General features: G+C 43.4%; 21 protein-coding genes and 6 tRNA genes. 20 read left to right on the top strand and 7 right to left on the bottom strand.

The window, feature by feature from the left end; translation table 11 throughout:
* Positions 1 to 20: 20 nt before the first annotated feature.
* Both J3U64_RS09065 and folD read right to left on the bottom strand, forming a co-directional pair.
* Positions 21 to 599, bottom strand: coding sequence for a hypothetical protein (locus tag J3U64_RS09065; protein WP_267409001.1), 579 nt, complete (start codon positions 597 to 599; stop codon positions 21 to 23).
* 285 nt (positions 600 to 884) lie between these two features.
* Positions 885 to 1748, bottom strand: a complete 864-nt coding sequence (folD, locus tag J3U64_RS09070; RefSeq protein ID WP_267392013.1) for a bifunctional methylenetetrahydrofolate dehydrogenase/methenyltetrahydrofolate cyclohydrolase FolD — start codon at positions 1746 to 1748, stop codon at positions 885 to 887.
* Positions 1749 to 1968: 220 nt separating this feature from the next.
* Here folD and J3U64_RS09075 point away from each other — a divergent pair.
* The 5 genes from J3U64_RS09075 to rnhB all read left to right on the top strand — a co-directional run bounded on the left by J3U64_RS09075 (position 1969) and on the right by rnhB (position 4171).
* Positions 1969 to 2046: transfer RNA gene (locus J3U64_RS09075), tRNA-Pro, on the top strand.
* Positions 2047 to 2084: 38 nt separating this feature from the next.
* Positions 2085 to 2161: transfer RNA gene (locus J3U64_RS09080), tRNA-Arg, on the top strand.
* A 19-nt stretch (positions 2162 to 2180) separates the two neighbouring features.
* A tRNA-His gene (locus J3U64_RS09085) sits at positions 2181 to 2256 on the top strand.
* Positions 2257 to 2390: 134 nt separating this feature from the next.
* Positions 2391 to 3563, top strand: a complete 1173-nt coding sequence (lpxB, locus tag J3U64_RS09090) for a lipid-A-disaccharide synthase (protein ID WP_267409002.1) — start codon at positions 2391 to 2393, stop codon at positions 3561 to 3563.
* Entirely contained in the window at positions 3560 to 4171 is a 612-nt protein-coding gene (gene rnhB / locus J3U64_RS09095; protein WP_100151381.1) for a ribonuclease HII, read from the top strand. The genes lpxB and rnhB overlap by 4 nt, the downstream gene beginning before the upstream one ends.
* A 176-nt stretch (positions 4172 to 4347) precedes the next feature.
* On the opposite strand, the gene dksA is transcribed toward rnhB, so the two are convergent.
* The 3 genes from dksA to proC form a co-directional block, all read right to left on the bottom strand.
* Positions 4348 to 4764 (bottom strand): RNA polymerase-binding protein DksA, encoded by a 417-nt coding sequence (gene dksA, locus J3U64_RS09100; RefSeq protein WP_100140828.1) that lies wholly within the window; start codon positions 4762 to 4764, stop codon positions 4348 to 4350.
* Positions 4765 to 4924: 160 nt separating this feature from the next.
* Positions 4925 to 5488, bottom strand: coding sequence for a YggT family protein (locus J3U64_RS09105; protein ID WP_267409003.1), 564 nt, complete (start codon positions 5486 to 5488; stop codon positions 4925 to 4927).
* A gap of 8 nt (positions 5489 to 5496) precedes the next feature.
* Positions 5497 to 6291 (bottom strand): pyrroline-5-carboxylate reductase, encoded by a 795-nt coding sequence (gene proC / locus J3U64_RS09110; RefSeq protein ID WP_267392016.1) that lies wholly within the window; start codon positions 6289 to 6291, stop codon positions 5497 to 5499.
* 417 nt (positions 6292 to 6708) lie between these two features.
* Here proC and J3U64_RS09115 point away from each other — a divergent pair, with 417 nt between their 5' ends.
* Together J3U64_RS09115 and pdxY are read left to right on the top strand one after the other, a co-directional pair.
* Positions 6709 to 8265 carry a vWA domain-containing protein gene (locus tag J3U64_RS09115; RefSeq protein WP_267409005.1) on the top strand — a complete coding sequence of 519 codons (1557 nt, stop codon included), beginning with the start codon at positions 6709 to 6711 and terminating at the stop codon, positions 8263 to 8265.
* A 626-nt stretch (positions 8266 to 8891) separates the two neighbouring features.
* Complete coding sequence (gene pdxY / locus J3U64_RS09120; protein WP_267392018.1) at positions 8892 to 9758, top strand: pyridoxal kinase PdxY; 867 nt, start codon at positions 8892 to 8894, stop codon at positions 9756 to 9758.
* 91 nt (positions 9759 to 9849) lie between these two features.
* Here the strand turns inward: pdxY and J3U64_RS09125 are convergent, their stop codons facing one another.
* Positions 9850 to 10566, bottom strand: coding sequence for a YggS family pyridoxal phosphate-dependent enzyme (locus J3U64_RS09125; protein ID WP_267409006.1), 717 nt, complete (start codon positions 10564 to 10566; stop codon positions 9850 to 9852).
* A 160-nt stretch (positions 10567 to 10726) separates the two neighbouring features.
* On the opposite strand from J3U64_RS09125, the gene J3U64_RS09130 reads away from it, so the two are divergent.
* The 4 genes from J3U64_RS09130 (at position 10727) to ruvC (ending at position 14848) form a co-directional block, all read left to right on the top strand.
* Complete coding sequence (locus J3U64_RS09130) at positions 10727 to 11770, top strand: type IV pilus twitching motility protein PilT (RefSeq protein ID WP_267392020.1); 1044 nt, start codon at positions 10727 to 10729, stop codon at positions 11768 to 11770.
* Between the two features lie 387 nt (positions 11771 to 12157).
* Positions 12158 to 13366, top strand: coding sequence for a PilT/PilU family type 4a pilus ATPase (locus J3U64_RS09135; RefSeq protein WP_370387142.1), 1209 nt, complete (start codon positions 12158 to 12160; stop codon positions 13364 to 13366).
* A 105-nt stretch (positions 13367 to 13471) separates the two neighbouring features.
* On the top strand, positions 13472 to 14176 hold the full coding sequence (gene murU / locus J3U64_RS09140; RefSeq protein WP_267409009.1) for an N-acetylmuramate alpha-1-phosphate uridylyltransferase MurU: 705 nt from the start codon (positions 13472 to 13474) through the stop codon (positions 14174 to 14176).
* Positions 14177 to 14296: 120 nt separating this feature from the next.
* Complete coding sequence (gene ruvC / locus J3U64_RS09145) at positions 14297 to 14848, top strand: crossover junction endodeoxyribonuclease RuvC (RefSeq protein ID WP_267392024.1); 552 nt, start codon at positions 14297 to 14299, stop codon at positions 14846 to 14848.
* Between the two features lie 109 nt (positions 14849 to 14957).
* On the opposite strand, the gene J3U64_RS09150 is transcribed toward ruvC, so the two are convergent.
* Positions 14958 to 15743, bottom strand: coding sequence for a DUF2071 domain-containing protein (locus tag J3U64_RS09150; protein WP_267409010.1), 786 nt, complete (start codon positions 15741 to 15743; stop codon positions 14958 to 14960).
* Positions 15744 to 16066: 323 nt separating this feature from the next.
* Between J3U64_RS09150 and dprA the strand changes: the two genes are divergently transcribed.
* The 9 genes from dprA to J3U64_RS09195 all read left to right on the top strand — a co-directional run.
* Positions 16067 to 17245, top strand: a complete 1179-nt coding sequence (gene dprA, locus J3U64_RS09155; protein ID WP_267409011.1) for a DNA-processing protein DprA — start codon at positions 16067 to 16069, stop codon at positions 17243 to 17245.
* A gap of 11 nt (positions 17246 to 17256) precedes the next feature.
* Positions 17257 to 17715: a DUF494 family protein gene (locus tag J3U64_RS09160; protein ID WP_100140817.1), complete on the top strand. Its 459-nt coding sequence runs from the start codon at positions 17257 to 17259 to the stop codon at positions 17713 to 17715.
* Positions 17716 to 17855: 140 nt separating this feature from the next.
* Entirely contained in the window at positions 17856 to 20150 is a 2295-nt protein-coding gene (gene topA, locus J3U64_RS09165; RefSeq protein ID WP_267409012.1) for a type I DNA topoisomerase, read from the top strand.
* Positions 20151 to 20228: 78 nt separating this feature from the next.
* Positions 20229 to 20801, top strand: a complete 573-nt coding sequence (gene rsmD / locus J3U64_RS09170) for a 16S rRNA (guanine(966)-N(2))-methyltransferase RsmD (protein ID WP_267409013.1) — start codon at positions 20229 to 20231, stop codon at positions 20799 to 20801.
* Between the two features lie 88 nt (positions 20802 to 20889).
* Entirely contained in the window at positions 20890 to 21144 is a 255-nt protein-coding gene (locus tag J3U64_RS09175) for a YfhL family 4Fe-4S dicluster ferredoxin (protein ID WP_267409014.1), read from the top strand.
* Between the two features lie 112 nt (positions 21145 to 21256).
* Positions 21257 to 21340 (top strand) — tRNA-Tyr (locus J3U64_RS09180).
* 39 nt (positions 21341 to 21379) lie between these two features.
* Positions 21380 to 21453 (top strand) — tRNA-Gly (locus tag J3U64_RS09185).
* 24 nt (positions 21454 to 21477) lie between these two features.
* A tRNA-Thr gene (locus J3U64_RS09190) sits at positions 21478 to 21552 on the top strand.
* 42 nt (positions 21553 to 21594) lie between these two features.
* Positions 21595 to 22114, top strand: a 520-nt coding sequence (locus tag J3U64_RS09195) for a GTP-binding protein (RefSeq protein WP_267409015.1), incomplete at its 3' end; no start/stop codon positions are given.

The following is a 22114-nucleotide window of genomic DNA, read 5'->3' on the forward strand; positions in this document are numbered from 1 at the left end:
CAGCTTAATTCCTCATCTATTCAGCGTAAGCCGTTTTCGGCAGCAGGCAGTGTGACCATTTGCTGGAAAGACTGTGCCATAGTGTTTAAATCTAACCAACCCATGCCGCTGAAAATTAATAGAATTACACTGCCGGCTAGACAAGTGATGAAACAATAGACAATATAAGCCAAGGCTACTTTAAATACATTCTGCTGGCTAATGCGGACAAAACCACCTACTTGAACCACTATGGTCCAGATCATCCACGCCATTCCGGGCATGGCTAATGCGTGTGGAAAGTACAGTATAGCTACCATAGGCAGAGTTAGCGCTTCCGTGACCAGTATGTAACCATACCATTGTCCGGGCTGCCGGTTGTAGTAGCTAAGAATGGATTGCATGGAAAAACTCAGAACCGCCCAGCGCAATACTGTTAATACCATAATAAAAGCACTGATACCCGGTTGATGTCCGAGAAAGGGTGACATGTTCGCAATACTCATTAGGCCTAATGCCAAGAGTACGGCAATAAAGATAAACGGCGAATAACGATAATGCGTTTTAGGGTAAAACTGCATACGCAGTGCAGCCCAAGTGTCGATGAAAAACTGATACATTGAATCAATATCACTTTATGTTGTTGAATAAACCATAACAGCCATTTCATTAATCGTGCCAGCATTGTCTGGATTCGCATGCTATTTGGCAGAGTTTTCCGGTTATGATGGCGTTTTTTACGTCATTTGGTTTTATTCTGTTGTTTATACGAAGATATGTTGGCTAATGGACTGATTGGTAAAATGTTAATGCTAACCTGAGTTTTCAGATCAGTTTTGCAAAATTGATTGCTGTCTGTACAGGTTTGCTGCTCATTTGATTTCCGAATCAGACCTGAAGGAAATTCAGTTTAGTTGAGTATCGTGTAGTTCGGCAGCTTGCAGCGTATTTTCCATCAAAGAGGCGATTGTCATGGGGCCGACGCCACCTGGCACTGGAGTTATCATTGCTGCACGCTCTCTAGCGTTGGCGAATGCTACATCACCGCATAACTGGCCGTTTTCCAACCGATTTATTCCTACATCTATGACGATTGCGCCAGGTTTAATCCATTCACCTTTGACGAAATTCGGCTGGCCTACACCCACTACAACAATATCAGCTGCCGCGACTTCCTGTGCCAGATTCTGCGTCGCGCTGTGACAAACTGTAACCGTGGCTCGAGCCAGCAGAAGCTCTAAAGCCTGCGGTCTGCCAACGATATTTGATGCACCTACTACTACAGCTTTTTTACCGGCTACATCAATTTGATAAGCTTCCAGTAAGGTCATTACACCTTTAGGTGTGCACGGACGCATTAGCGGCATCTTTACTGCCAGACGGCCTACATTATACGGATGAAATCCGTCGACATCTTTATGCGGCACAATCCGCTCTAGTACAAGCTGACCATTTATATGTTTTGGTAAAGGTAGCTGTACCAGAATACCATCTACGCCCTTGTCGGCATTCATTTCATCAATGAGTGCCAGCAATTCTGATTCACTGGTCTGAGTAGGTAGTTCATAACTGCGTGATTCAAAGCCGATGGTTTCGCAGGCACGTTTTTTATTGCGCACATATACAGCACTGGCTGGGTCCTCGCCTACCAGTACGACCGCTAGGCAAGGACGGCGTAACTGATTATCCAGCCGCTGCTGCACACGACCCGCGAGTTTTTGCAGAATTTGTTCGGAAATTTTTTTGCCATCAATGAGTTGAGCGGTCATTAGCTAATTCCAGACAGAAAGATGAATAAAGAGGCTGTTGGCGGGCAACCAGCAGCTGAAACTCAGAAAAATGGCATTGTCGCATTTTTTAGCCTTGCTTTCATCTGCTTTTATTGATTGTGTGCAACCATAAATCGGCAATATTTCAAAAATATGGCAAAAAAATTAGGTTTACCTCTTGACGATGGTTTTTCAGAGCTGTATAGTTCGCCTCTCTCGTCGGGGTGTAGCGCAGCCTGGTTAGCGCATCTGCTTTGGGAGCAGAGGGTCGTGAGTTCGAATCCCACCACCCCGACCACATCGACTGAATCCTTATCCGGATAGATTTGAGAGTACGCGCCCGTAGCTCAACCGGATAGAGCACCGGCCTTCTAAGCCGGGGGTTACAGGTTCGATTCCTGTCGGGCGCACCAAGTTTGAAAAGTTTTAATGGTGGCTGTAGCTCAGTTGGTAGAGCCCTGGATTGTGATTCCAGTTGTCGTGGGTTCGAGCCCCATCAGCCACCCCAGATTAAAAGCCCAAGCCCTTTGCTTGGGCTTTTAGCTTTTATAGCTTTATCCTTTAACAGGCAGATATCGCCTGTTAAACTGGTAATCTTTAAAGCCTGACTCTGCGAGCTGTTTATCACTATGCTATCCCGCTATGAATAAAACTGAAACTGAACTGCCCTCGTTAACCATAGCCTTGTGTGCTGGGGAGGCGTCCGGTGACTTGCTTGGCGCCCATCTGATGAATGCCATACGTGCCCGTTATCCAAATGTGCAATTTGTGGGTATCGGTGGGCCGCGTATGCTTGCTGCAGGTATTCGCAGTTTATATGATCAGGAAAAGCTGGCGGTACGTGGTTTTGTAGAAGTTGTAAAAAAACTTCCGGAAATTCTGGCCATTCGCCGAGGCCTAATTCATGCACTGAAAACGATTCGACCGCAGGTGTTTGTAGGAATAGATGCACCGGATTTTAATCTGGGTGTGGCAGAAAGTTTAAAACATGCCGGTATTGCCACTATGCATTATGTTAGCCCGTCTGTGTGGGCCTGGCGGCGCAAGCGAGTAAAAAAAATCGTCAGACAAGTTGATGAAGTGCTGTGTTTGTTTCCGATGGAACCGGAATTATATCGACAAGCAGGCGGGCGAGCGCGTTTTGTAGGTCATCCACTGGCGCAGACATTACCGTTGCAGGTTGATCGTCAGGCCAGACGCCAGCAATTGAAACTACCTGAGCAGGCTCCGGTATTTGTATTAATGCCGGGTAGTCGGGTGAGTGAAATTGATTTTATGGCGCCATTGTTTTTACAGGCAGCCGAAATCATCCGCCAGCGCTATCCGCAGGCTGAGTTTTTAATACCATTGGCTACTGCAGCAACGCGTCAGCGGATGCAAACTTTGCTGGCGCAGCCGGCATGGCAAAAACTGCCAGTACGATTGATGTCTGCGCATGCGGAAATGGCGTGTCAGGCTGCTGACGTGACTCTGGTAACCAGTGGTACGGCTACGCTAGAAGTAGCCTTGTGTCAGTGTCCAATGGTAATCAGTTATAAGATATCGCCATTAACCTATGCTTATGTAAAACATAAAATTAAAGTGCCTTATGTTGGGTTGCCTAATATTTTGTTAGACAGAGGCGTGGTGCCGGAGCTCTTACAGGGAAATGCTACTCCGCAGAAGCTGGCTCAGGCGGTGATCCAATGGTATGAATCGCCACAGGAAATTGAAACCCTGCGAACAGATTTTTTGGCACTGCATCAGCAGTTGCGTTTGAACACTGACGAACTAGCTGCACAGGCTGTGCTCCAGCACGCTATGGGGCAGGTATGAGCTTCGATTTAGGTGTATTACCCGCTCATGCCGGTGTGGACGAAGCTGGACGTGGCCCTTTAGTGGGCAGTGTTTATGCCGCAGCCGTGATTCTGCCGGCAAATTATGATTTACCCGGTCTCACTGATTCCAAAAAATTATCTGAAAAAAAACGTGATGAGCTGGCGATACAGATTAAACAGCAGGCAACTGCATGGTCTGTAGCCGCAGCCGATGTCAGTGAAATTCATCAGTATAATATTCTGTTTGCCACTATGCGCGCGATGGCTCGTGCGGTGATGAATTTGCATACTGTTCCTAGCAAAGTCTGGATAGATGGCAATCGCATACCTGCTGATTTAACCTTGCCGGCAGAAGCTGTAGTAAAAGGGGATTTGAAAATAGCTGCTGTGTCGGCAGCTTCGATTCTGGCTAAAACGGCACGGGATGCAGAAATGTATGCGTTGCACCAGCAATACCCTCAATATGGTTTTGACCGGCACAAGGGCTATGGTACGGCCGCACATTTGGCTGCTCTCCGGCAATTTGGGGTATTACCCCAGCATCGTCAGGATTTTGCACCGGTAAAAGCTTTACTGCTACAGGGTAAATGCTTTGTAGAAATCTAATTTTTTAGGGTTGATTTTGTCTGGTGATATGGGAATTACTGGTGGCAAAAAAAAGTCTGAGACACTGCCTATAATTGCAAGCTTGATAAGCGGAATAGTTGAAACAATATTTCTGGCGGCAAATAAAAAACGCTTTCTATTTCAGAAAGCGTTTTTTGGTGCTTATCAATTCAGTATCAGTCCACAAACTGTTTTTTAATTCGCTCACGCCTTTCCTGTGCTTCGACAGACAGAGTTGCAGTCGGTCGAGCCAGTAAGCGTTTCAGGCCGATAGGTTCACCGGTATCTTGACAGAAGCCATAATCCCCTTCATCCAGTTGACGTAAAGAGGCTTGAATTTTGCTAAGTAGTTTGCGTTCGCGGTCACGGGTACGCAGCTCCAGAGCATATTCTTCTTCCAGTGTCGCACGGTCTGCCGGATCTGGAGTGGTAGATTGTTCCTGCAAATGACCGGCAGTATTATTGGCATTGTGAATCAGCTCATCCTGAAGTTTCAGCAGCAAATCACGGAAGAAGGCTTGATGTTCTTCATTCATGTACTCTTCTTCAGGGCCGTTCCAGGCTTGGATGTCTTGTTCAGTGAGTTTAGCCATTATACAGTCTTTCTTTTGCGTAGCTCATTTAAGCAATTAGCTCAGGAATTGACAACTAGCTCTGTTTTTGAACAACATAATCCAGTTGTCAGGCTGTTAAAAAAGTTCGGGCATGATAGCATGTTTTTATAATCTATTCGTAAATTTGCATTAGACAACACTATCCACTAATCAGCCAGTATGAAATTTTATTTGCTGCTAGCGGTAACCACCAATCTAGACATAGCCATAATACAATTAGAATCACTGTCGCAGAAAAATCATATTTACCTAAGCGCAGTACAGCAAAAGGGCGAGTAAGAGGGGTGAAAATGCGCTGTAGGGTCAATAAAAGCACTGAATATGGCTTGCAGAGGCTTAAAAACATTCGTAATACCAGACCGATGAACAACGCGTAACACATGGCTCTGAGTGAAAACAGAACACTGGAAAATAAACTGGCTGCTATGCTACGCATATCTGGCTGTGTCCAGCCGAAAGTGGTAATGAGATTAATAACGGAAGCCAGAAAATAAATAATTGGGGTAGCCACAATGCAGGCGATATCCCATCTACCTAGAGGTGGCACGATTCTGCGTAAAGGCCGTATTAGCCAATTGGTTGTTCGTACACTGAATTGCGCCAGCGGATGTAAAAAAGGCAAATTTCCCCACTGTAGCAAAAGCCGTGCCCAGCACATGATGGCTAGGGCACTGGCTAACAGAAAAATAGTTTTACTGATCACAAGTTACCTTAAGGAGCTAGTTGTTGTTGCATTTCTTCTGCACGGGCAACACTGGCTGCCACGCCATCAGCCACAACCTGCGACAGCTGATGCTGGTCGAATACTGATGTGGCGGCAAAAGTGGTTCCCCCTTTGGAGGTGACATTTTTCTGTAACTGCACAAATTCAGTACCAGACTGTTCTGCCAGTGAAACTGCACCTTTGAATGTGCCCAGACTTAATTGATGAGCTTCTTTTGTGCTGAATCCTTGTTGTATGGCAGCCTGTTGTAAAGCATTAAGAAAATAGAATACATATGCTGGGCCACTGCCACTGATGCCAGCAATACGGTTAATGGCGCTTTCTTCGTCCAGCCAAACCACTTCTCCAGTGGTACGCATAATGTTTTCGGCCAAATTTTTATCTGCTGTATCAATATTAGATGGTGCGTACAAACCGGAAATACCTAGGCCAATCTGACAGGGTGTATTAGGCATAATGCGGATGATGCGGTGGTGATTTTGAAGAAACTGGCTCAATGTGTTGATGGTTAATCCGGCAGCGATACTCAGCACTAAAGCACCGTTTAACTCAATACCGGCAGTTGACTGCTGCATATCCTGTGGTTTAACTGCCAGTACAAGTACGTCATCAGCATTCAGGCTAGGTAATTTTTCACTACACCTAACCTGATAACAGCTGCTCAAATGTTGGCGTTTTTCCAGATTACGGTCAATCACTTCGATATCATAGCCGCCTTGTTTGCTCATTCCTGCAACGATGGCTGTTGCCATATTACCGCCACCCAGAAAATAAATACTCATTTCATTTCCTCTTTTTATTTATAAATATTAACAATTTGAATACAACAATATTCCAGGCTTGAAGCGAATGAATATTGAATATGCAATTCAATATTATATTCAAGATTTCTTAATACCGGTAAATGATTAAAGAGAGCTGTGGACTGAATAATCAGTCTTAAAGTTGTGCGTAGTTTTGCCAACAATATAATTTTATTCGATAATTTCAAAGCTAAATACTATTTAAAATTAATATATGAGTTGGAATTTATTTAGGCTATATGTTAAATATATCATCTACTCTGATAAATAAAGGTGTTTATGTTGATAATAAATTCACAGCTTAGTAAAACCGGACGTTGTCTACTTGTGGCGTGGGTTATAGGGTTATTGAGCGCTTGTGGTTCAGTTCATACACTAAGTGATGCTAAAGGTAGGGTGAAGCAGGATGCTCCGGTAGCGGTCAATGCAGCGCCTAAGATAGGAAATTATGAATCCAGAATTGGCTTTAAAGGGGCTGAAACTTCAAGCATATTTATGCAGACTGTGTACGAAAATAATCAGCCAGATACAGCAAGGTATAAAAATTATTCAGATAATCCTATAAAACAAGTGATTACAGAGCCGGTAAGTACATTTAGTCTGGATATGGATACGGCCAGTTATGCAAATAGTCGGCGGTTTATCGCTAATGGAAGAATGCCGCATCCTGATGCTGTACGGGTTGAGGAATTTATTAATTATTTTCCGGATGTTTCGAATGAAGTATTGAAACCTCTCCTAGGCTCCCCGTTTGCTGCGACTTATGAATTGACACCCAGTCCATGGAATGCAAACAAGGTATTGCTGAGGGTAAATATCAAGGCTGAAAACGTCCAATTTAAAGAGTTACCGCCATCAAATCTGGTATTCTTGGTTGACACCTCTGGCTCGATGGAAGGGCCGGATAGGTTAGATTTATTAAAAAAATCATTAAAATTATTAGTGAGCAGATTACGCCCGCAGGATAGAGTCTCTATTGTTACTTATGCAGGTAGTGCAGGGGTGGCGCTGGAACCAACATCAGGAAGCAATAAAGGCAAAATACTGGCTGCAATTGATAAGTTTGAGGCTGGTGGCAGTACAGCTGGGGGTGAAGGACTGAAGCTGGCTTATAAAATAGCTGAACAAGCCAAGGTAAAAGGTGGGATAAATCGCATATTACTGGCTACTGATGGCGATTTTAATGTTGGTATAAACAATGATGAAGAATTAAAGGTTCTCGTGAGCACTGAAAAAGATAAAGGGATAACCTTATCAACACTGGGTTTTGGAGATGATAATTTTAATGATGCAATGATGGTGCAGATTGCGGATGCAGGAAATGGAAACTATAGCTATATTGATAGTTTGCAGGAAGCCCAAAAGGTATTACAGGAAGAAATGAGTGCAACTTTAGTTACTGTGGCCAAAGATGCAAAAGCACAGATTGAATTCAATCCACGCCAAGTACTGGAGTACCGTCAAATTGGTTATGAAAAACGGCAGTTGAAACAAGAAGATTTTAATAATGATAAGGTGGATGCTGGTGATATAGGTGCAGGTAAAAAGGTTACAGTGCTGTACGAGCTTACTCTTGCCGGAGCCAAACCAAGTATTGATCCTTTGCGTTATCAACGCAAAAAAACGGATTCTGCCGGTGCTCAGAATGGAGAAATTGCTTTTCTCAAATTACGTTGGAAAGAGCCTGGCAGTAAAAAAAGTGAAATGGTTTCTTTCCCAATAGAGAAAAAAGCGTTAGGAAGTTCTTTTGAGCAGGCAGGGGTTGAAACTCGTTTCTTAGCGGCTGTGGCAGCATTCGGACAGAAACTGCGCCATAACCCAGAACTTGCAGAGACTTCTTACGAGCAGATTGCTAACTGGGCAAATAATGCCAAGGGTAACGATCCTCAAGGCTATCGCAATGAGTTTGTCCGCTTGGTCAGAAAAGCTGCTGTTCTTGAAACAAGTAAATAGTAATGAAGTGGATAACGAAAAATAAAGCAAACGATTTTTGTCATACACTAGTAATCGATGGAACTATTTTGCAGCTTTTTCAATGTTTGTGAATTCGATTTCAACGAATAATCTCTTTTTGAAGCTTAAAAACCAGCTATAAAGGCTGGTTTTTTGTTTTCATTGTATCTGGTTTAGTTTTAAAAAAAGAAAAACCATTTCACAGGCATAAGAATACATGCTGCATATAACAAATTAGGTAATGAAAGCAAAATGCGCTGCCTATGGCGGAGGAAAAAATTTTAGTATGCAGGAATTACGATTACAATTTAATTAAATAATTAATGTTTAATCGACAAAGTAGGTATTTTTCTGCTGATGTATGCTAGTGCACATTTATCAGAAAACCTGATTAAATCTTTAAATTAAGGTGGTCTAAGCAACCAATATAATTTTTATGTTGGCAATTGGTATGTATTGTTGTTAGAAAGAAAAATTGTGATTTAAGGTGTTGTGGTAGGTAAGTATTTATTCCTGCCTGCATAATCTGCGTATAATCGGCATAAATTTATATATGTCTGCTTACATAGCAGATTTTTAGCACATTTGATAATTCTTAGATTATCAGATTGTAAAATGGCAATATTATGAAAAATATACTTTCAATTCAGTCTCATGTGGTATTTGGTCATGCGGGTAACAGCGCAACGGTATTTCCTATCCGCCGATTAGGCGTTAATGTTTGGCCATTAAATACAGTCCAATTTTCTAATCACACACAGTACAGGCAGTGGCAGGGTACAGTGATGCCGGCTCAGCATTTACTGGATGTGGTTGATGGTATTGCGGCCATTGATGAACTGAAAAACTGTGATGCTGTATTAAGTGGATATATGGGTTCTGCCGAGCAAGGCAGTGCCATTATTGATATTGTCCGCAAAGTGAAGCAGGCCAATCCGCAGGCCATTTATTTCTGTGACCCAGTTATGGGCCATCCAGAAAAAGGCTGTATTGTTGCCGGAGGTGTGGCCGAATTCTTATGTGATGTAGCCTTGCCACAGAGCGATATGATTGCGCCTAATCTGTTTGAACTTGAAGAGTTGAACAACAGGCAACGCATTCATAATGTGGAAGAAGCGGTTGCTGCCTCTCGGGCTCTTTGTACAAAAGGTCCGCGTGCTGTGCTAGTGAAACATTTAAGTCGTGCTGGGTATCAAACTGACCGCTTTGAAATGCTGTTGGTTACGCCGGATTCAGCATGGCATATTCACCGGCCTCTGGTGGATTTTGGCGAACGTCAACCTGTAGGCGTGGGTGATATGACAAGTGGAATTTTTCTGGCAGATTTTCTTTCCGGTAAATCTTTGCTTGAAGCATTTGAACATACAACTTCAGCTGTCTATGCGGTTATGCAGGAAACTTTAAAACGCCGGCAGTATGAATTGCAAATTGTAGCCGCTCAGGATGAAATTGCCCATCCGTCACAGTGGTTTAAGGCAGAAAAAATAGCTTGAAGCAGTACTTGATTCAACTGACAATAATTTAGTAGAAAAACGGCCGGTGAGCAGAGCTTACCGGCCGTCTTGTAATCAATGTTAATGCTAACTAATCATATTTTGTCTGTGTATAGTGACGTTGACCAAAAATAGCACTGCCTATCCGAACATGAGTAGCTCCACTGGCAATAGCCGTATGCATGTCGGCACTCATTCCCATAGACAATACATCAACCGCGAATCCTGAATGATGCAGATGCTGGAATAAAGTCTGCATCATACCGAATTGCTGCCGCAATTCGGTTTCAGTACTATCTGCTTTGGCCACGCACATCAGCCCGCGAAATTGTAGACGTGGTAAAGTGCTGATGAAACTAGCTAATTTCAATAATTCTGTTATATTTGCTCTAATACCATGTTTATTTGTTTCAGCAGCAATGTTTATTTCAATACAAACATTCAAGGGTGGTAAGTGCTCTGGCCGCTGTTCATTTAAACGGCGAGCAATTTTTTCACGGTCAATCGTATGCACCCATTGTGCCCGTTCTGCCACAATCCGGCTTTTATTTGATTGAATGTGTCCGATCATATGCCAGACAATATCGTATTCGGACAGCATGCTGGTTTTATCACTAAACTCTTGAATGTAATTTTCACCAAAATCACGCTGACCAGCTTGATACAGTGTGGCTATATCACTGACAGGAAAGGTTTTACTCACCGCAATCAGTTGAACGTTTTGTGGCGCTTCAGTTTGCTGGCGGATGCTGGCTATTTCAGCCAATACCTCACGCCAGTGTGTAATCAGAGAATCTGAATTTTTCATATCACATAGTTTTTTTTCAGTTTTTTGAATTCAATTCGGCTGTCTTTGAAAAAATTTTTCCAGCATCACAAACATTTTCATTTTAAAGCTTCGACAACTTGATTAAAATAAGAGCAGAAATTTGTCCCTGCACATCGCAGGCAAGCATAACGGAGTAAATATGCAGCTAACCGATTTATTGGCCTTCGGCGTTAAAAACAAAGCTTCCGACTTGCATCTGAGTGCTGGTCTTCCTCCTATGATACGCGTTAATGGTGATATCCGCCGTATTAATCTGCCCGAACAGAGCGCAGAAGAAGTAGGTAAAATGATAGCTTCCATTATGAACGACTATCAACGTAAAGATTATCAGCAAAATCTGGAAACTGACTTTTCGTTCGAACTTCCCAATGTCTCTCGGTTTCGTGTCAATGCCTTTAACACCGAGCGCGGCCCTGCTGCAGTTATGCGTACCATTCCCAGTAAGGTACTGACGCTGGAAGAGCTCAAAGCGCCAGCAATTTTTCAAAAAATTGCTGAAATGCCACGTGGACTAGTGCTGGTAACAGGACCTACCGGCTCCGGTAAATCAACCACTTTGGCTGCAATGATTGATTACATCAATAATCACGATGCCGGCCATATTCTAACCATTGAAGATCCGATTGAGTTTGTGCATCAGAGTAAAAAATCGTTGGTAAACCAGCGTGAACTTCATCAGCATACACTCAGCTTTGCTAATGCACTGCGTTCAGCTTTGCGCGAAGACCCTGACGTGATTCTGGTAGGGGAAATGCGAGACCCTGAAACAATAGGTCTGGCACTGACAGCTGCTGAAACCGGTCACCTTGTGTTCGGTACTTTGCATACTACTGGTGCAGCAAAAACGGTAGACCGTATTGTGGACGTATTTCCTGCTGGTGAAAAAGAAATGGTGCGTTCTATGTTGTCTGAAAGTCTTCAGGCAGTAATTTCTCAGACTTTACTGAAAACTAAGGATGGCAATGGCCGTGTTGCAGCTCATGAAATCATGATCAGTACTCCGGCAGTGCGCAACCTGATTCGTGAGAACAAAATTGCTCAGATTAACTCTACTTTGCAGACGGGGCAGAAATTTGGTATGCAAACGTTAGACCAGTGTTTACAACAATTGCTGCGTGAAAATCGTATCAGTTTAGATGTAGCACGATCTAAAGCGGTCAGTCCTGATCAGCTGGCAGGATAGTAATTTATAGTTTTATATTCAGGAAAGCGTGTTGCCATGGATATGCTGAAAGACGCCTCAAAAGAGTCCAGCTTGTCTGATTTATTATCAGATATGGTTAACCACTATCAACATCCCACCGCTGCATCAGCAACAGCTACACCTTCTCCCATTGTGGCAGAAGCACCGTCAGCAAATACTGTAAAAACAGATGCAAATGTAGCGGCTATACCGATACAAAATACACCAGATTCGAGGTCGGCAGATAAAGAAACAAGCACAGCAATGATGCAGGCAACACCTGTTGCTGCAATAGAAACCAAATCTGTACCTGCAAACGAACAGATTCCGGTCTCATCGGTTTCATCTACTGTCGAGTCACGCCAGACAACTATACACAATAAAACAATGACAGATTCTTCTACCGCAGTGCCGGCTCCAGCTACAGCCGTCAGCACCCCAGCTCCAGTCACACTGGAACGGGAAGTAGTTCATATTCATCCAGTGCTGGAAAAAATGGCTGTTGAAGCCGTACGTCTGAATGCCGCTGATATTTTTATCAGTCCTAGTTTTCCACCATCATGGAAAATCGATGGCAAAATCACCCCCGCACCAACCAAACCTTTAACCGGAGAAGAAACTGCTAAGATTGCCATGTCTACCATGACAACCGTTCAGCGGCAGCGGTTTATGCAAGAACTGGATTTAAACTATTCCATTATTGCCAAAAATGGTGTGCGTTTCAGGGTTAATGCCTATCATGAACAAGGTAGGGTGGGTATGGTGCTGCGTCGGATTACTACCGATATCCCCACCACCCAGAGTCTGTTTTTACCACCAGTGCTGGATGAGCTGGTGATGAAAAAACGCGGGCTGATTATTCTTGCTGGTCCTACTGGTAGCGGTAAATCCACTACCATGGCCGCTATGCTGGATTATCGTAATGCCAATTCCGCCGGCCATATTCTCACCATTGAAGACCCGATAGAATACGTGCATAAACCCAAGAAAAGTATTATTACCCACCGTGAAGTCGGAGTGGACACTCTGAGCTGGGACAATGCAATGCAAAGTGCATTGCGTGAAGCACCAGATGTTGTTTGCGTAGGGGAGGTACGCAGTGATGAGAGCATGGCCTATGCACTGAAACTAGCGCAGACCGGTCACTTGTGTTTCTTTACTTTGCACGCCAGTAGTGCTAATCAGGCAATTGAACGTATTCTGAATTTCTATCCTGAAGAACAGCATAAGCAAGTGCTGATGGACTTGGCACTGAATCTCGTTTGCATCATCGGCCAGCGGCTGGCTGTGAAAAAAGATGGTAAAGGCCGTCGGGCTGTTATTGACCTGTTAATTAACACCGCCACTGTTCAGGACTATATCTACAAAGGCGAACTAATGCAGATAAAAGAGCTGATGGCCAAAGCAGGTAATGATGGTATGCAAACGTTTGATCAGTGTTTGTTTCAGCTTTATGTTGATGGCGTTATTGATTTTGAAGAAGCTTTACGCCAATCAGACTCACCAAATGATTTGCGCCTGCGGATTAATTTATATGAGCAAGGTGAAAAAGGAACGGCAATCTTTAATAGTGGTACTGAGCTCAATCTGATTTAAATTGTCTGTTTCCATTAATCAATTATTATCCCTAATTTTCAGGCAAAGCTGATCGCTTTGCCTGTTGTATTATAGGCTGCAAAAATATCGAGGAATTTAATCATCATGAAAGCCATGATTCTTGCCGCAGGACGCGGTGAACGCATGCGTCCACTGACAGATACCTGTCCAAAACCATTACTAAAAGTAGGTGGAATACCATTAATCGAACATCATTTGCGCCGCCTACAGAAGGCAGGTTTTCGAGAAATTGTGATTAATCATGCTTGGTTGGGAGAACAAATTGAAAATTCTTTGGGAAACGGGCAAGCTTATGGTCTGGAAATTTCTTATTCTGCTGAAAAAGAAGGAGGGCTAGAGACAGCAGGTGGAATTGTTACTGCTTTACCTATGCTCGGCAATACACCGTTTTTGGTGATAAACGGAGATGTACTAACTGATATTGATTTTGTCGGGGCGTTAGAAATCAGTAACGAATTAGAACAGTCTGGTAATCTGGCTCACTTATGGCTAGTAGATAATCCATCTCATCATCCAGAAGGAGATTTCCATCTGTTGTCATCAGGAAAAATAACCGAACGTCAGACGAATACTTCAGCATTAACTTTTAGCGGAGTAGGTGTATATCATCCTGCCTTGTTTAAGGGTATTCAGGCTCATAACAGTGCAAAACTGGCTCCTTTATTGCGTAAAGCCATGCAAAATGATCTGGTTAGTGGTGAATATTACAATGGCTTCTGGCTGGATGTAGGAACAATTGAAAGATTACAGCAGGCCAATCAATGGTTCGAAACCAGACACGGCAAATGAGCCACAAACAATGGCTATATACGGTAACATTATTCTCATTCAAATAGATAAAATTAATTGACAGGCTATATTGTCTGTCACTTATTTTTAGCATATTTACTTTGATTTAGCAGTATAAACATGCAAATACAGCAGTCTGAACAATCCACTATCCGTATTCTTGGTGTCGACCCCGGCAGCCGTGTAACCGGCTTTGGCGTAATTGACGTAATCGGTCGCCAGCACATCTATGTTGCCTCTGGTTGCATAAAAACCGTTGTAGGCTCAACACTTGCAGAGCGCATCCGAGTTATTGTACAGAATTTACGCGAAGTGATCGCCACATATCAGCCCACCCAGACCGCAGTCGAACAGGTGTTTGTCAACGTTAATCCTGCGGCCACACTGGTATTGGGTCAGGCACGTGGAGCGGCCATAGCTGCACTGACATTAGGTGAGCTACCGGTATTCGAATACACAGCCCTGCAGGTAAAGCAGGCTGTCGTCGGGCAGGGTAAAGCGGCTAAGGAGCAGGTGCAGCATATGGTGGTACAAATGTTGTCTCTGTCTGGAACACCTCAGGCAGATGCTGCAGATGCCCTAGCAGTAGCATTAACCCATGCCTTACGCAATTATAGTCTGGCTTCGAAAATTCAACAGGGATTAACCATTAAATCCGGCCGTTTTCGTTAAATTAAAATAATCAGATTTATTCATAAACAATTTAGCAGCTGATAATCTAAATCTACTACCGAAATCCAAACCTTTGCCCAACTATCTTTATTATCTATTTGCAATTATTTTATAAAGCAGTGGGTGGCAAATAAATGGTAAATTCATTAATAGGTTGAAGCAATACACTATAGGGCTGTTGTTGTTCATCATCTTGAACCAGTTTCATCCGGCTCAATAAAGCAAATTGTGCTGATTCAAGTGTAGCTGGTTTCACAGCCAATCGATCATGCCAAACCCGATAAGTTCCCAATTTACCATTACGTCGATAGTAAAAACCAGCCAATGGATGGGTCAGATAGACTAGTGCCGTTTCGTTGTCAGCAAAACCTTGAAAATGAAATTGTTGTTCAGGTTGCTGCTTTAATTGTACTCTAGCCGGCGCCCACTTTGCCTTTGTATGCATTTCATAATGTCGATAGCAGCCTGATTGCTGGTCAAAGTCACAAATAAAACGCATTTTGCCCGGATGCCAAGGTAGTTTCCATATATGACGAGGTACCATAATGGTCCACGAATCCAATATCGTACCCAAAAACCAGACACAACGTTCGCCGGTTGTCGTATCAATTATATAAATTCGGTAATTGGTCTGTCCCATACTGAATACAGGAAACGGATAAACTGCTGATGTAAAATCCTCGTCCATAAATGGCACAACTGAAAGCAAACCTTTTTCCTGACCATCAATAAAGATAGTATCCAGTTTGAAACGAGGGGGAAATAATCCTGCAAATCTATGCGCATCAACTGCATAAGTAATAATGGCAAAATGTTTTAATTTACAGTTAACATCGATTCCTGAAGGTGCTGGACGCGGATGTAGAAAATCCTTAAATTTAAGTGATATTGGCATATAATTATCCAAGACTTTCGATCCAAAAAGTTAATCAGTCTCAACCTACATTGATATTCGCAAAATTAAATATACAGTAATAATTTACAAAAATAAATATAAATTAATAATAATTTGCTAAAAATTTACAAAATTATGTTTTTAAAAAACCAGACAAGAATATTGGATAATAAAATAAAACACAAAATTAAAATGTTATAAGTTTTATTTTAACAATACTATTCTATTTGAATAATATTCAAATAATGCCATTGAATAATCAATTGTAATATAAATTATCCTTTGTCATAATTGATAAATTACAAACTGTAAAGAAAATGTAAATGAATGAGCTCGAGCGCTATGCTTGGATTGAGCTGGCATTAACACCCTATATTGGCAGTGAAACATTTTTACGTATCTTAAAACATTTTGGTTCGGCACAAATCGCTTTGGCCGCAGATGTGGAAGAAATTAAACCTTTTCTGATTCGTTCTCGGGCCGGTCAATACTGGCGCAGTGAGGAGGCAAGAAAAGCAGCTGAAGCCGCCCTGCAATGGGAGCAAAAGCATGAAAATGCACGCTTATTATTGCTGGCTGAAAATGATTATCCACCACTGCTTTCTGAAGGTTTGACACCGCCTCCATTATTATTTATTCGTGGTAACATCCACTATCTGCAACAGCCCTCGTTGGCTATTGTTGGCAGCCGACATGCTACGCCACAAGCAATGCGTATTGCCCGTGATTTTGCCAAGGCATTAGCACAAAAAGAAATTGCTGTGATATCAGGCATGGCTGATGGTATAGATACCGCAGCCCATCAAGGTGCTTTACTTGGCAAAGGTACTACTGTTGCCGTCTGGGGCACAGGAATAGATCGCGTGTATCCGGCACGCAACAAATCATTGGCCGCTGAAATTGCCGAACATGGCTGTATAATTTCAGAATTTCCACTAGGCACACGTTCTTTGGCAGGTAATTTCCCTCGTCGCAATCGCCTGATTGCAGCCCTCAGCCAAGGTACCCTAGTGATAGAGGCTGCAACCGAATCTGGCTCCCTGATTACTGCGCGATTGGCCGGTGAAATGGGTCGTGAAGTTATGGCAATACCTGGTTCGATTGATAACCCATTAAGCAAAGGTTGTCATGCATTGATAAAACAGGGTGCCAAACTGGTTGAAAATCTAGATGATATACTTCATGAGTGCCCTTTCCTCTTGCAAAAAACGCAAGTGCATTCATATAGCCATCAATCTTCACAATTTATTCAATCAGATACACCTGTACTGCTTGTTGAAGAGACTGAAGATCTCTTATTAGACAAAACAGCTGCATCAGCACTCACATCGCCGGAGAAACAAATTCTGGATGGATTAGGTTATGGTATCGTACATCCAGATACACTGGTCTCAACACTTGGCATCCCTGCTACAGATGTGTATGCTAATCTTATGGCACTGGAACTAGGTGGCTGGATTACCGCACTGCCGGGCGGTTGTTATCAACGCATTAAATCTTGAAAGGATTGCAGATGATTGATGTAATAGCGTTTTTGATTGAGCACTTTCAAGACGTTGATGCTTTTCCTCCACGTAAAGATCTAGGAGCGCTTTTGGAAGAGGTGGGTTTTAATGATGATGAGATAGGGGATGCCTTAACTTGTCTCGACGAGCTGCGTTTCGAACCCCTGATTCCGGCCGAAACCTTGCGCAGCAGTACCGGATTCCGAATTTTTAATGAAGAAGAGCTGGATGCACTCCCGTTGGATGTTCGTGGTCTAATACATTTTCTGGAACAGAATGGTGCACTCAATCCTGAACAACGTGAATTCGTACTCAATGCTTTAATGAATTTGCCGTATGACGACATCACTGTAGATCATGCTAAAGTACTGGCCTTACTGGTCTTGTGGGCACACCGGTCAGAATTGCCAGTACTCATTGGTGATGAATTAATGGCTGCGCTTAATGGTGAAGCCATAATGCAGTAAATTACTGACAGCGAAACGGCATTAAAGCTTTCAGTCAGAACGTCTGAAAGCTTTTTTGCTTTGTCCGATTGTATTTATTAGAATAAAACAAACTACCAACATATCACAAATATTTAAATTACGAATGTGAGCCTGAGCGAATGGCAAAAAACCTGTTGATTGTTGAATCTCCATCAAAAGCGAAAACGCTGAAAAAGTATCTTGGCAGCGACTTTGAAATTCTCGCTTCCTATGGACATGTGCGCGATCTGGTACCTAAAAGTGGTGCCGTCGATCCGGAAAATGACTTTGCCATGAAATACCAGCTGGTCAGCCGTAATGCCAAACATTTGGATGCGATTGTGTCAGCAGCAAAAGAAGCTGATGCACTTTATTTGGCAACCGACCCGGATAGAGAGGGTGAAGCTATTTCCTGGCATTTACAAGAAATACTCAAATCTAAGCGTGGCCTCAAAAACCTACACCCAAAGCGAGTAGTATTCCATGAAGTAACCAAAAAAGCCGTATTGGATGCGGTTGCTCATCCGCGTGAGTTGTCACAAACATTAGTGGATGCACAGCAGACACGGCGAGCTCTGGATTATCTGGTTGGTTTTAATCTGTCACCTTTATTATGGAAAAAAATTCGCCGAGGTCTGTCTGCTGGCCGCGTACAAAGCCCGGCATTACGCATGATTTGCGAACGCGAACAAGAAATCCGTGATTTCACGGCACAGGAATATTGGACAGTTCATTTGGACAGCCACAAAGCGCGTACCAAATTCACCGCCAAACTCACACACTGGCAAGGACAGAAACTCGAGCAATTTGATATACCAGATGAAACTCAACAGCAGGAAATAGTCAGCGCCCTGCAGGGTCAGCCGGCACATGTTTCCAAGGTAGAAAAGAAAAAGCGCAGCCGTAATCCAGCTGCGCCATTTACCACCTCCACTATGCAGCAGGAAGCAGTGCGTAAACTTGGCATGACTACCGACCGTACCATGCGCACAGCCCAGCAATTATATGAAGGTGTAGACGTAGGGCAAGGTGCAGTGGGGCTGATTACCTATATGCGTACCGACTCCGTCAGCTTGTCAGATGATGCCGTTGTTGAAATACGCCATTATATTGATAACAAAATTGGCAGCGACTACCTACCATCTACAGCAAAGGTCTACAAAACCAAATCGAAAAATGCTCAGGAAGCACATGAAGCTATTCGGCCTACTTCGGTTTACCGTACACCAGAAGAAGTAAAACCCTTTCTGACTGCTGATCAGTTTCGCCTGTATCAGATGATTTGGCAACGTGCGGTGGCCTGCCAGATGGCACCAGCTCGTTTCGATACCACCAGTGTCGATATTGTTGTAGGAAAAGGTGTTTTTCGAGTAACTGGACAGGTACAGACATTTGCTGGTTTTTTAAGCGTTTACGAAGAAGGTGTCGACGATAGCGAAGATGATGAAAATGCCAAAAAATTGCCTCCATTGCAGGAAGGAGATGATTTGCCGGTAGATAAAATATTTGGCGAACAGCATTTTACTCAGCCACCACCCCGTTATTCTGAAGCCAGCTTGGTAAAAGCACTGGAAGAGTATGGCATTGGCCGTCCTTCAACCTATGCCAGCATTATTTCCACACTGAAAGAACGTGAGTACGTCACACTTGAACAAAAACGGTTTCTGCCCACCGATACCGGTGAAGTCGTCAATAAATTTCTTACCGAGCATTTCGGTCAATATGTAGATTACAACTTCACCGCCAGACTGGAAAATCAGCTGGATGATATTGCCGGCGGCAAACGAGAATGGAAGCCGGTAATGCAACAGTTCTGGAAAGGTTTTGACAAAGAGGTTAAAGCCAAGGAAGACATCCCACGCGCAGAGCTAACAGCAGAAAATCTGGATGAAATCTGCCCGAAATGTGGAGCTCACCAGCTACAGATTAAATTTGGCAAACGCGGGCGCTTTATTGCCTGTAGCGGTTATCCAGATTGCGATTACACCCGCAACGTGAATGAAACTGCTGAAGAGGCTGCCAAAGCTGCAGAAGAGCCTACCATCGTTGAAGGGCGCAGCTGTCCCAAATGTGAAGGACAACTGGTATACAAGCGTGGCCGTTATGGTAAATTCATTGGCTGCGCCAATTATCCCAAATGTAAATATATCGAACCTTTGGAAAAACCTAAAGATACCGGAATTGAATGTCCGAAGTGTCATAAAGGCAGCCTGATCGAACGCAAGAGCCGCTATGGCAAACTGTTTTACAGTTGCAATACTTATCCCGATTGTGACTATGCCGTGTGGAATCCGCCCATTAACGAACCCTGTCCGCAATGCGGTTGGCCGATTCTGACCATCAAAACCACCAAACGGCGCGGAACCGAAAAAGTTTGTCCTCAAAAAGAGTGTGGCTATACCGAACAGATAGAACCTCCCGCACCCAAAGAATAGAGCAGGCTGCACAAAATAAATAACAAACTTAAGACTTTCAGCATGCCTGAAAGTCTTTTTTTACCGGAATAAACTGACATGGCCAGAATACTTCAGCAGCATCGCAATCAGGTACGCATTATTGGCGGTACCCATCGAGGCCGTAAACTAACATTTCCGACCGCCGAAGGTCTGCGTCCGACGGCAGATAGCGTGCGCGAACGTCTGTTTAATTGGCTGGGGCAAGACTTAACAGGTATGGCAGTACTGGATTTATTTGCCGGTAGTGGCGTAATGGGATTGGAAGCAGCTTCAAGAAGGGCTGAAACCGTTATGCTGATAGAAAAAAATCGTCTGGTGGTACAGGCAATAAAAAATAACCTTGAACAATTGAATTTCAATCAGGTAGAACTTATTTATACAAATGCACAGAATTTTCTCGCAACTAACAGCCGGCAGTTTGACATAATATTTCTCGATCCGCCTTATCAATGGCAGCAGTGGCCAGAACTTATGCAGGCTCTTGTCCCGCATCTGAGACCTCAAGCACATATCTATCTTGAAAGTAATACATTACCAACGCTGCCAACTGAGTGGCAGATACTGCGAGAGGGTAAATCAGGAATAAGTCGTTTTGAATTATTAACTTACTGTAAACCAGAAGCACCCTGATTAACAGACACTCAATGGGATACACACAAAATAATGTTATAATCCGCGCCCAACGGTTTTGAGTAAAATTTAACGATAAAGGAAGAACATGTCACTCTTGATAACAGATGAGTGCATTAATTGCGACGTATGCGAGCCTGAGTGCCCCAACAGCGCTATTTATCAGGGCGATGAAATTTATGAGATCACCCCAGAACGTTGCACACAGTGTGTAGGTCATTATGATGAACCACAATGTCAGCAGGTTTGTCCGGTAGATTGCATCATCATTGATGAAGAACACCCAGAAAGCGAAGAAGAGCTGGAAGCTAAATATCAACGGCTGATGGCAGAAAAAGAATAAAACGACACAGGCTGAAGTGTATTTGAAACAGTTAATTACTCTCTTAAGTAAAAAAAATTGCTTAAGAAGCTTGACGAAGATACAAATCAACATTATCATGCCGTTCTCTTTTGGAGGGATTCCCGAGCGGCCAAAGGGGGCAGACTGTAAATCTGTTGCGAAAGCTTCGAAGGTTCGAATCCTTCTCCCTCCACCAAATTCCAGTCTTACTTGGAGTAGTTTTTTAAGTAAGTATGCGGGTGTAGCTCAATGGTAGAGCAGAAGCCTTCCAAGCTTACGGTGAGGGTTCGATTCCCTTCACCCGCTCCATATTAAGTAAATACCTACCGTAATGCCCATGTAGCTCAGGGGTAGAGCACTCCCTTGGTAAGGGAGAGGCCGACAGTTCAATTCTGTCCATGGGCACCACCTAAATTGATAAACCTAATCATCTTTAGATAGGAAGTAGCCATGGCTAAAGAAAAATTCGAGCGGAGCAAACCGCACGTAAACGTTGGCACCATTGGTCACGTTGACCATGGTAAAACCACATTGACTGCTGCAATCTGTACCATTTTGTCTAAAAAATTCGGTGGTGCAGCGAAAGCTTACGATCAGATTGACAATGCCCCGGAAGAAAAAGCCCGTGGTATTACTATTAATACATCACACGTAGAATACGAAACAGCCGAGCGTCACTATGCACACGTAGACTGCCCGGGACATGCTGACTATGTGAAAAACATGATTACCGGTGCTGCACAGATGGACGGTGCGATTCTGGTGGTATCTGCAGCTGATGGTCCTATGCCACAAACCCGTGAGCACATTCTGTTGGCGCGTCAGGTAGGTGTACCATACATCATCGTTTATATGAATAAATGTGACATGGTAGACGATGAAGAGTTGCTGGAACTGGTAGAAATGGAAATCCGTGATCTGCTGTCTAGCTACGAATTCCCAGGCGACGATGTTCCATTGATTAAAGGTT

Source organism: Snodgrassella sp. B3800, assembly GCF_026535865.1.
Taxonomy (GTDB): domain Bacteria; phylum Pseudomonadota; class Gammaproteobacteria; order Burkholderiales; family Neisseriaceae; genus Snodgrassella; species Snodgrassella alvi_E.

Excerpts from the sequence above, each read along its gene's own strand:
- rsmD (WP_267409013.1), top strand. The coding sequence starts at position 20,229 with ATGGCCAGAATACTTCAGCAGCATCGCAATCAGGTACGCATTATTGGC.
- J3U64_RS09160 (WP_100140817.1), top strand. The coding sequence starts at position 17,257 with ATGATTGATGTAATAGCGTTTTTGATTGAGCACTTTCAAGACGTTGAT.
- lpxB (WP_267409002.1), top strand. The coding sequence starts at position 2,391 with ATGAATAAAACTGAAACTGAACTGCCCTCGTTAACCATAGCCTTGTGT.
- rnhB (WP_100151381.1), top strand. The coding sequence starts at position 3,560 with ATGAGCTTCGATTTAGGTGTATTACCCGCTCATGCCGGTGTGGACGAA.
- proC (WP_267392016.1), bottom strand. The coding sequence starts at position 6,291 with ATGAGTATTTATTTTCTGGGTGGCGGTAATATGGCAACAGCCATCGTT.
- dksA (WP_100140828.1), bottom strand. The coding sequence starts at position 4,764 with ATGGCTAAACTCACTGAACAAGACATCCAAGCCTGGAACGGCCCTGAA.
- topA (WP_267409012.1), top strand. The coding sequence starts at position 17,856 with ATGGCAAAAAACCTGTTGATTGTTGAATCTCCATCAAAAGCGAAAACG.
- ruvC (WP_267392024.1), top strand. The coding sequence starts at position 14,297 with ATGCAAATACAGCAGTCTGAACAATCCACTATCCGTATTCTTGGTGTC.
- J3U64_RS09135 (WP_370387142.1), top strand. The coding sequence starts at position 12,158 with ATGACAGATTCTTCTACCGCAGTGCCGGCTCCAGCTACAGCCGTCAGC.
- dprA (WP_267409011.1), top strand. The coding sequence starts at position 16,067 with ATGAATGAGCTCGAGCGCTATGCTTGGATTGAGCTGGCATTAACACCC.
- folD (WP_267392013.1), bottom strand. The coding sequence starts at position 1,748 with ATGACCGCTCAACTCATTGATGGCAAAAAAATTTCCGAACAAATTCTG.
- J3U64_RS09125 (WP_267409006.1), bottom strand. The coding sequence starts at position 10,566 with ATGAAAAATTCAGATTCTCTGATTACACACTGGCGTGAGGTATTGGCT.
- J3U64_RS09065 (WP_267409001.1), bottom strand. The coding sequence starts at position 599 with ATGTATCAGTTTTTCATCGACACTTGGGCTGCACTGCGTATGCAGTTT.
- pdxY (WP_267392018.1), top strand. The coding sequence starts at position 8,892 with ATGAAAAATATACTTTCAATTCAGTCTCATGTGGTATTTGGTCATGCG.
- murU (WP_267409009.1), top strand. The coding sequence starts at position 13,472 with ATGAAAGCCATGATTCTTGCCGCAGGACGCGGTGAACGCATGCGTCCA.
- J3U64_RS09150 (WP_267409010.1), bottom strand. The coding sequence starts at position 15,743 with ATGCCAATATCACTTAAATTTAAGGATTTTCTACATCCGCGTCCAGCA.
- J3U64_RS09130 (WP_267392020.1), top strand. The coding sequence starts at position 10,727 with ATGCAGCTAACCGATTTATTGGCCTTCGGCGTTAAAAACAAAGCTTCC.
- J3U64_RS09175 (WP_267409014.1), top strand. The coding sequence starts at position 20,890 with ATGTCACTCTTGATAACAGATGAGTGCATTAATTGCGACGTATGCGAG.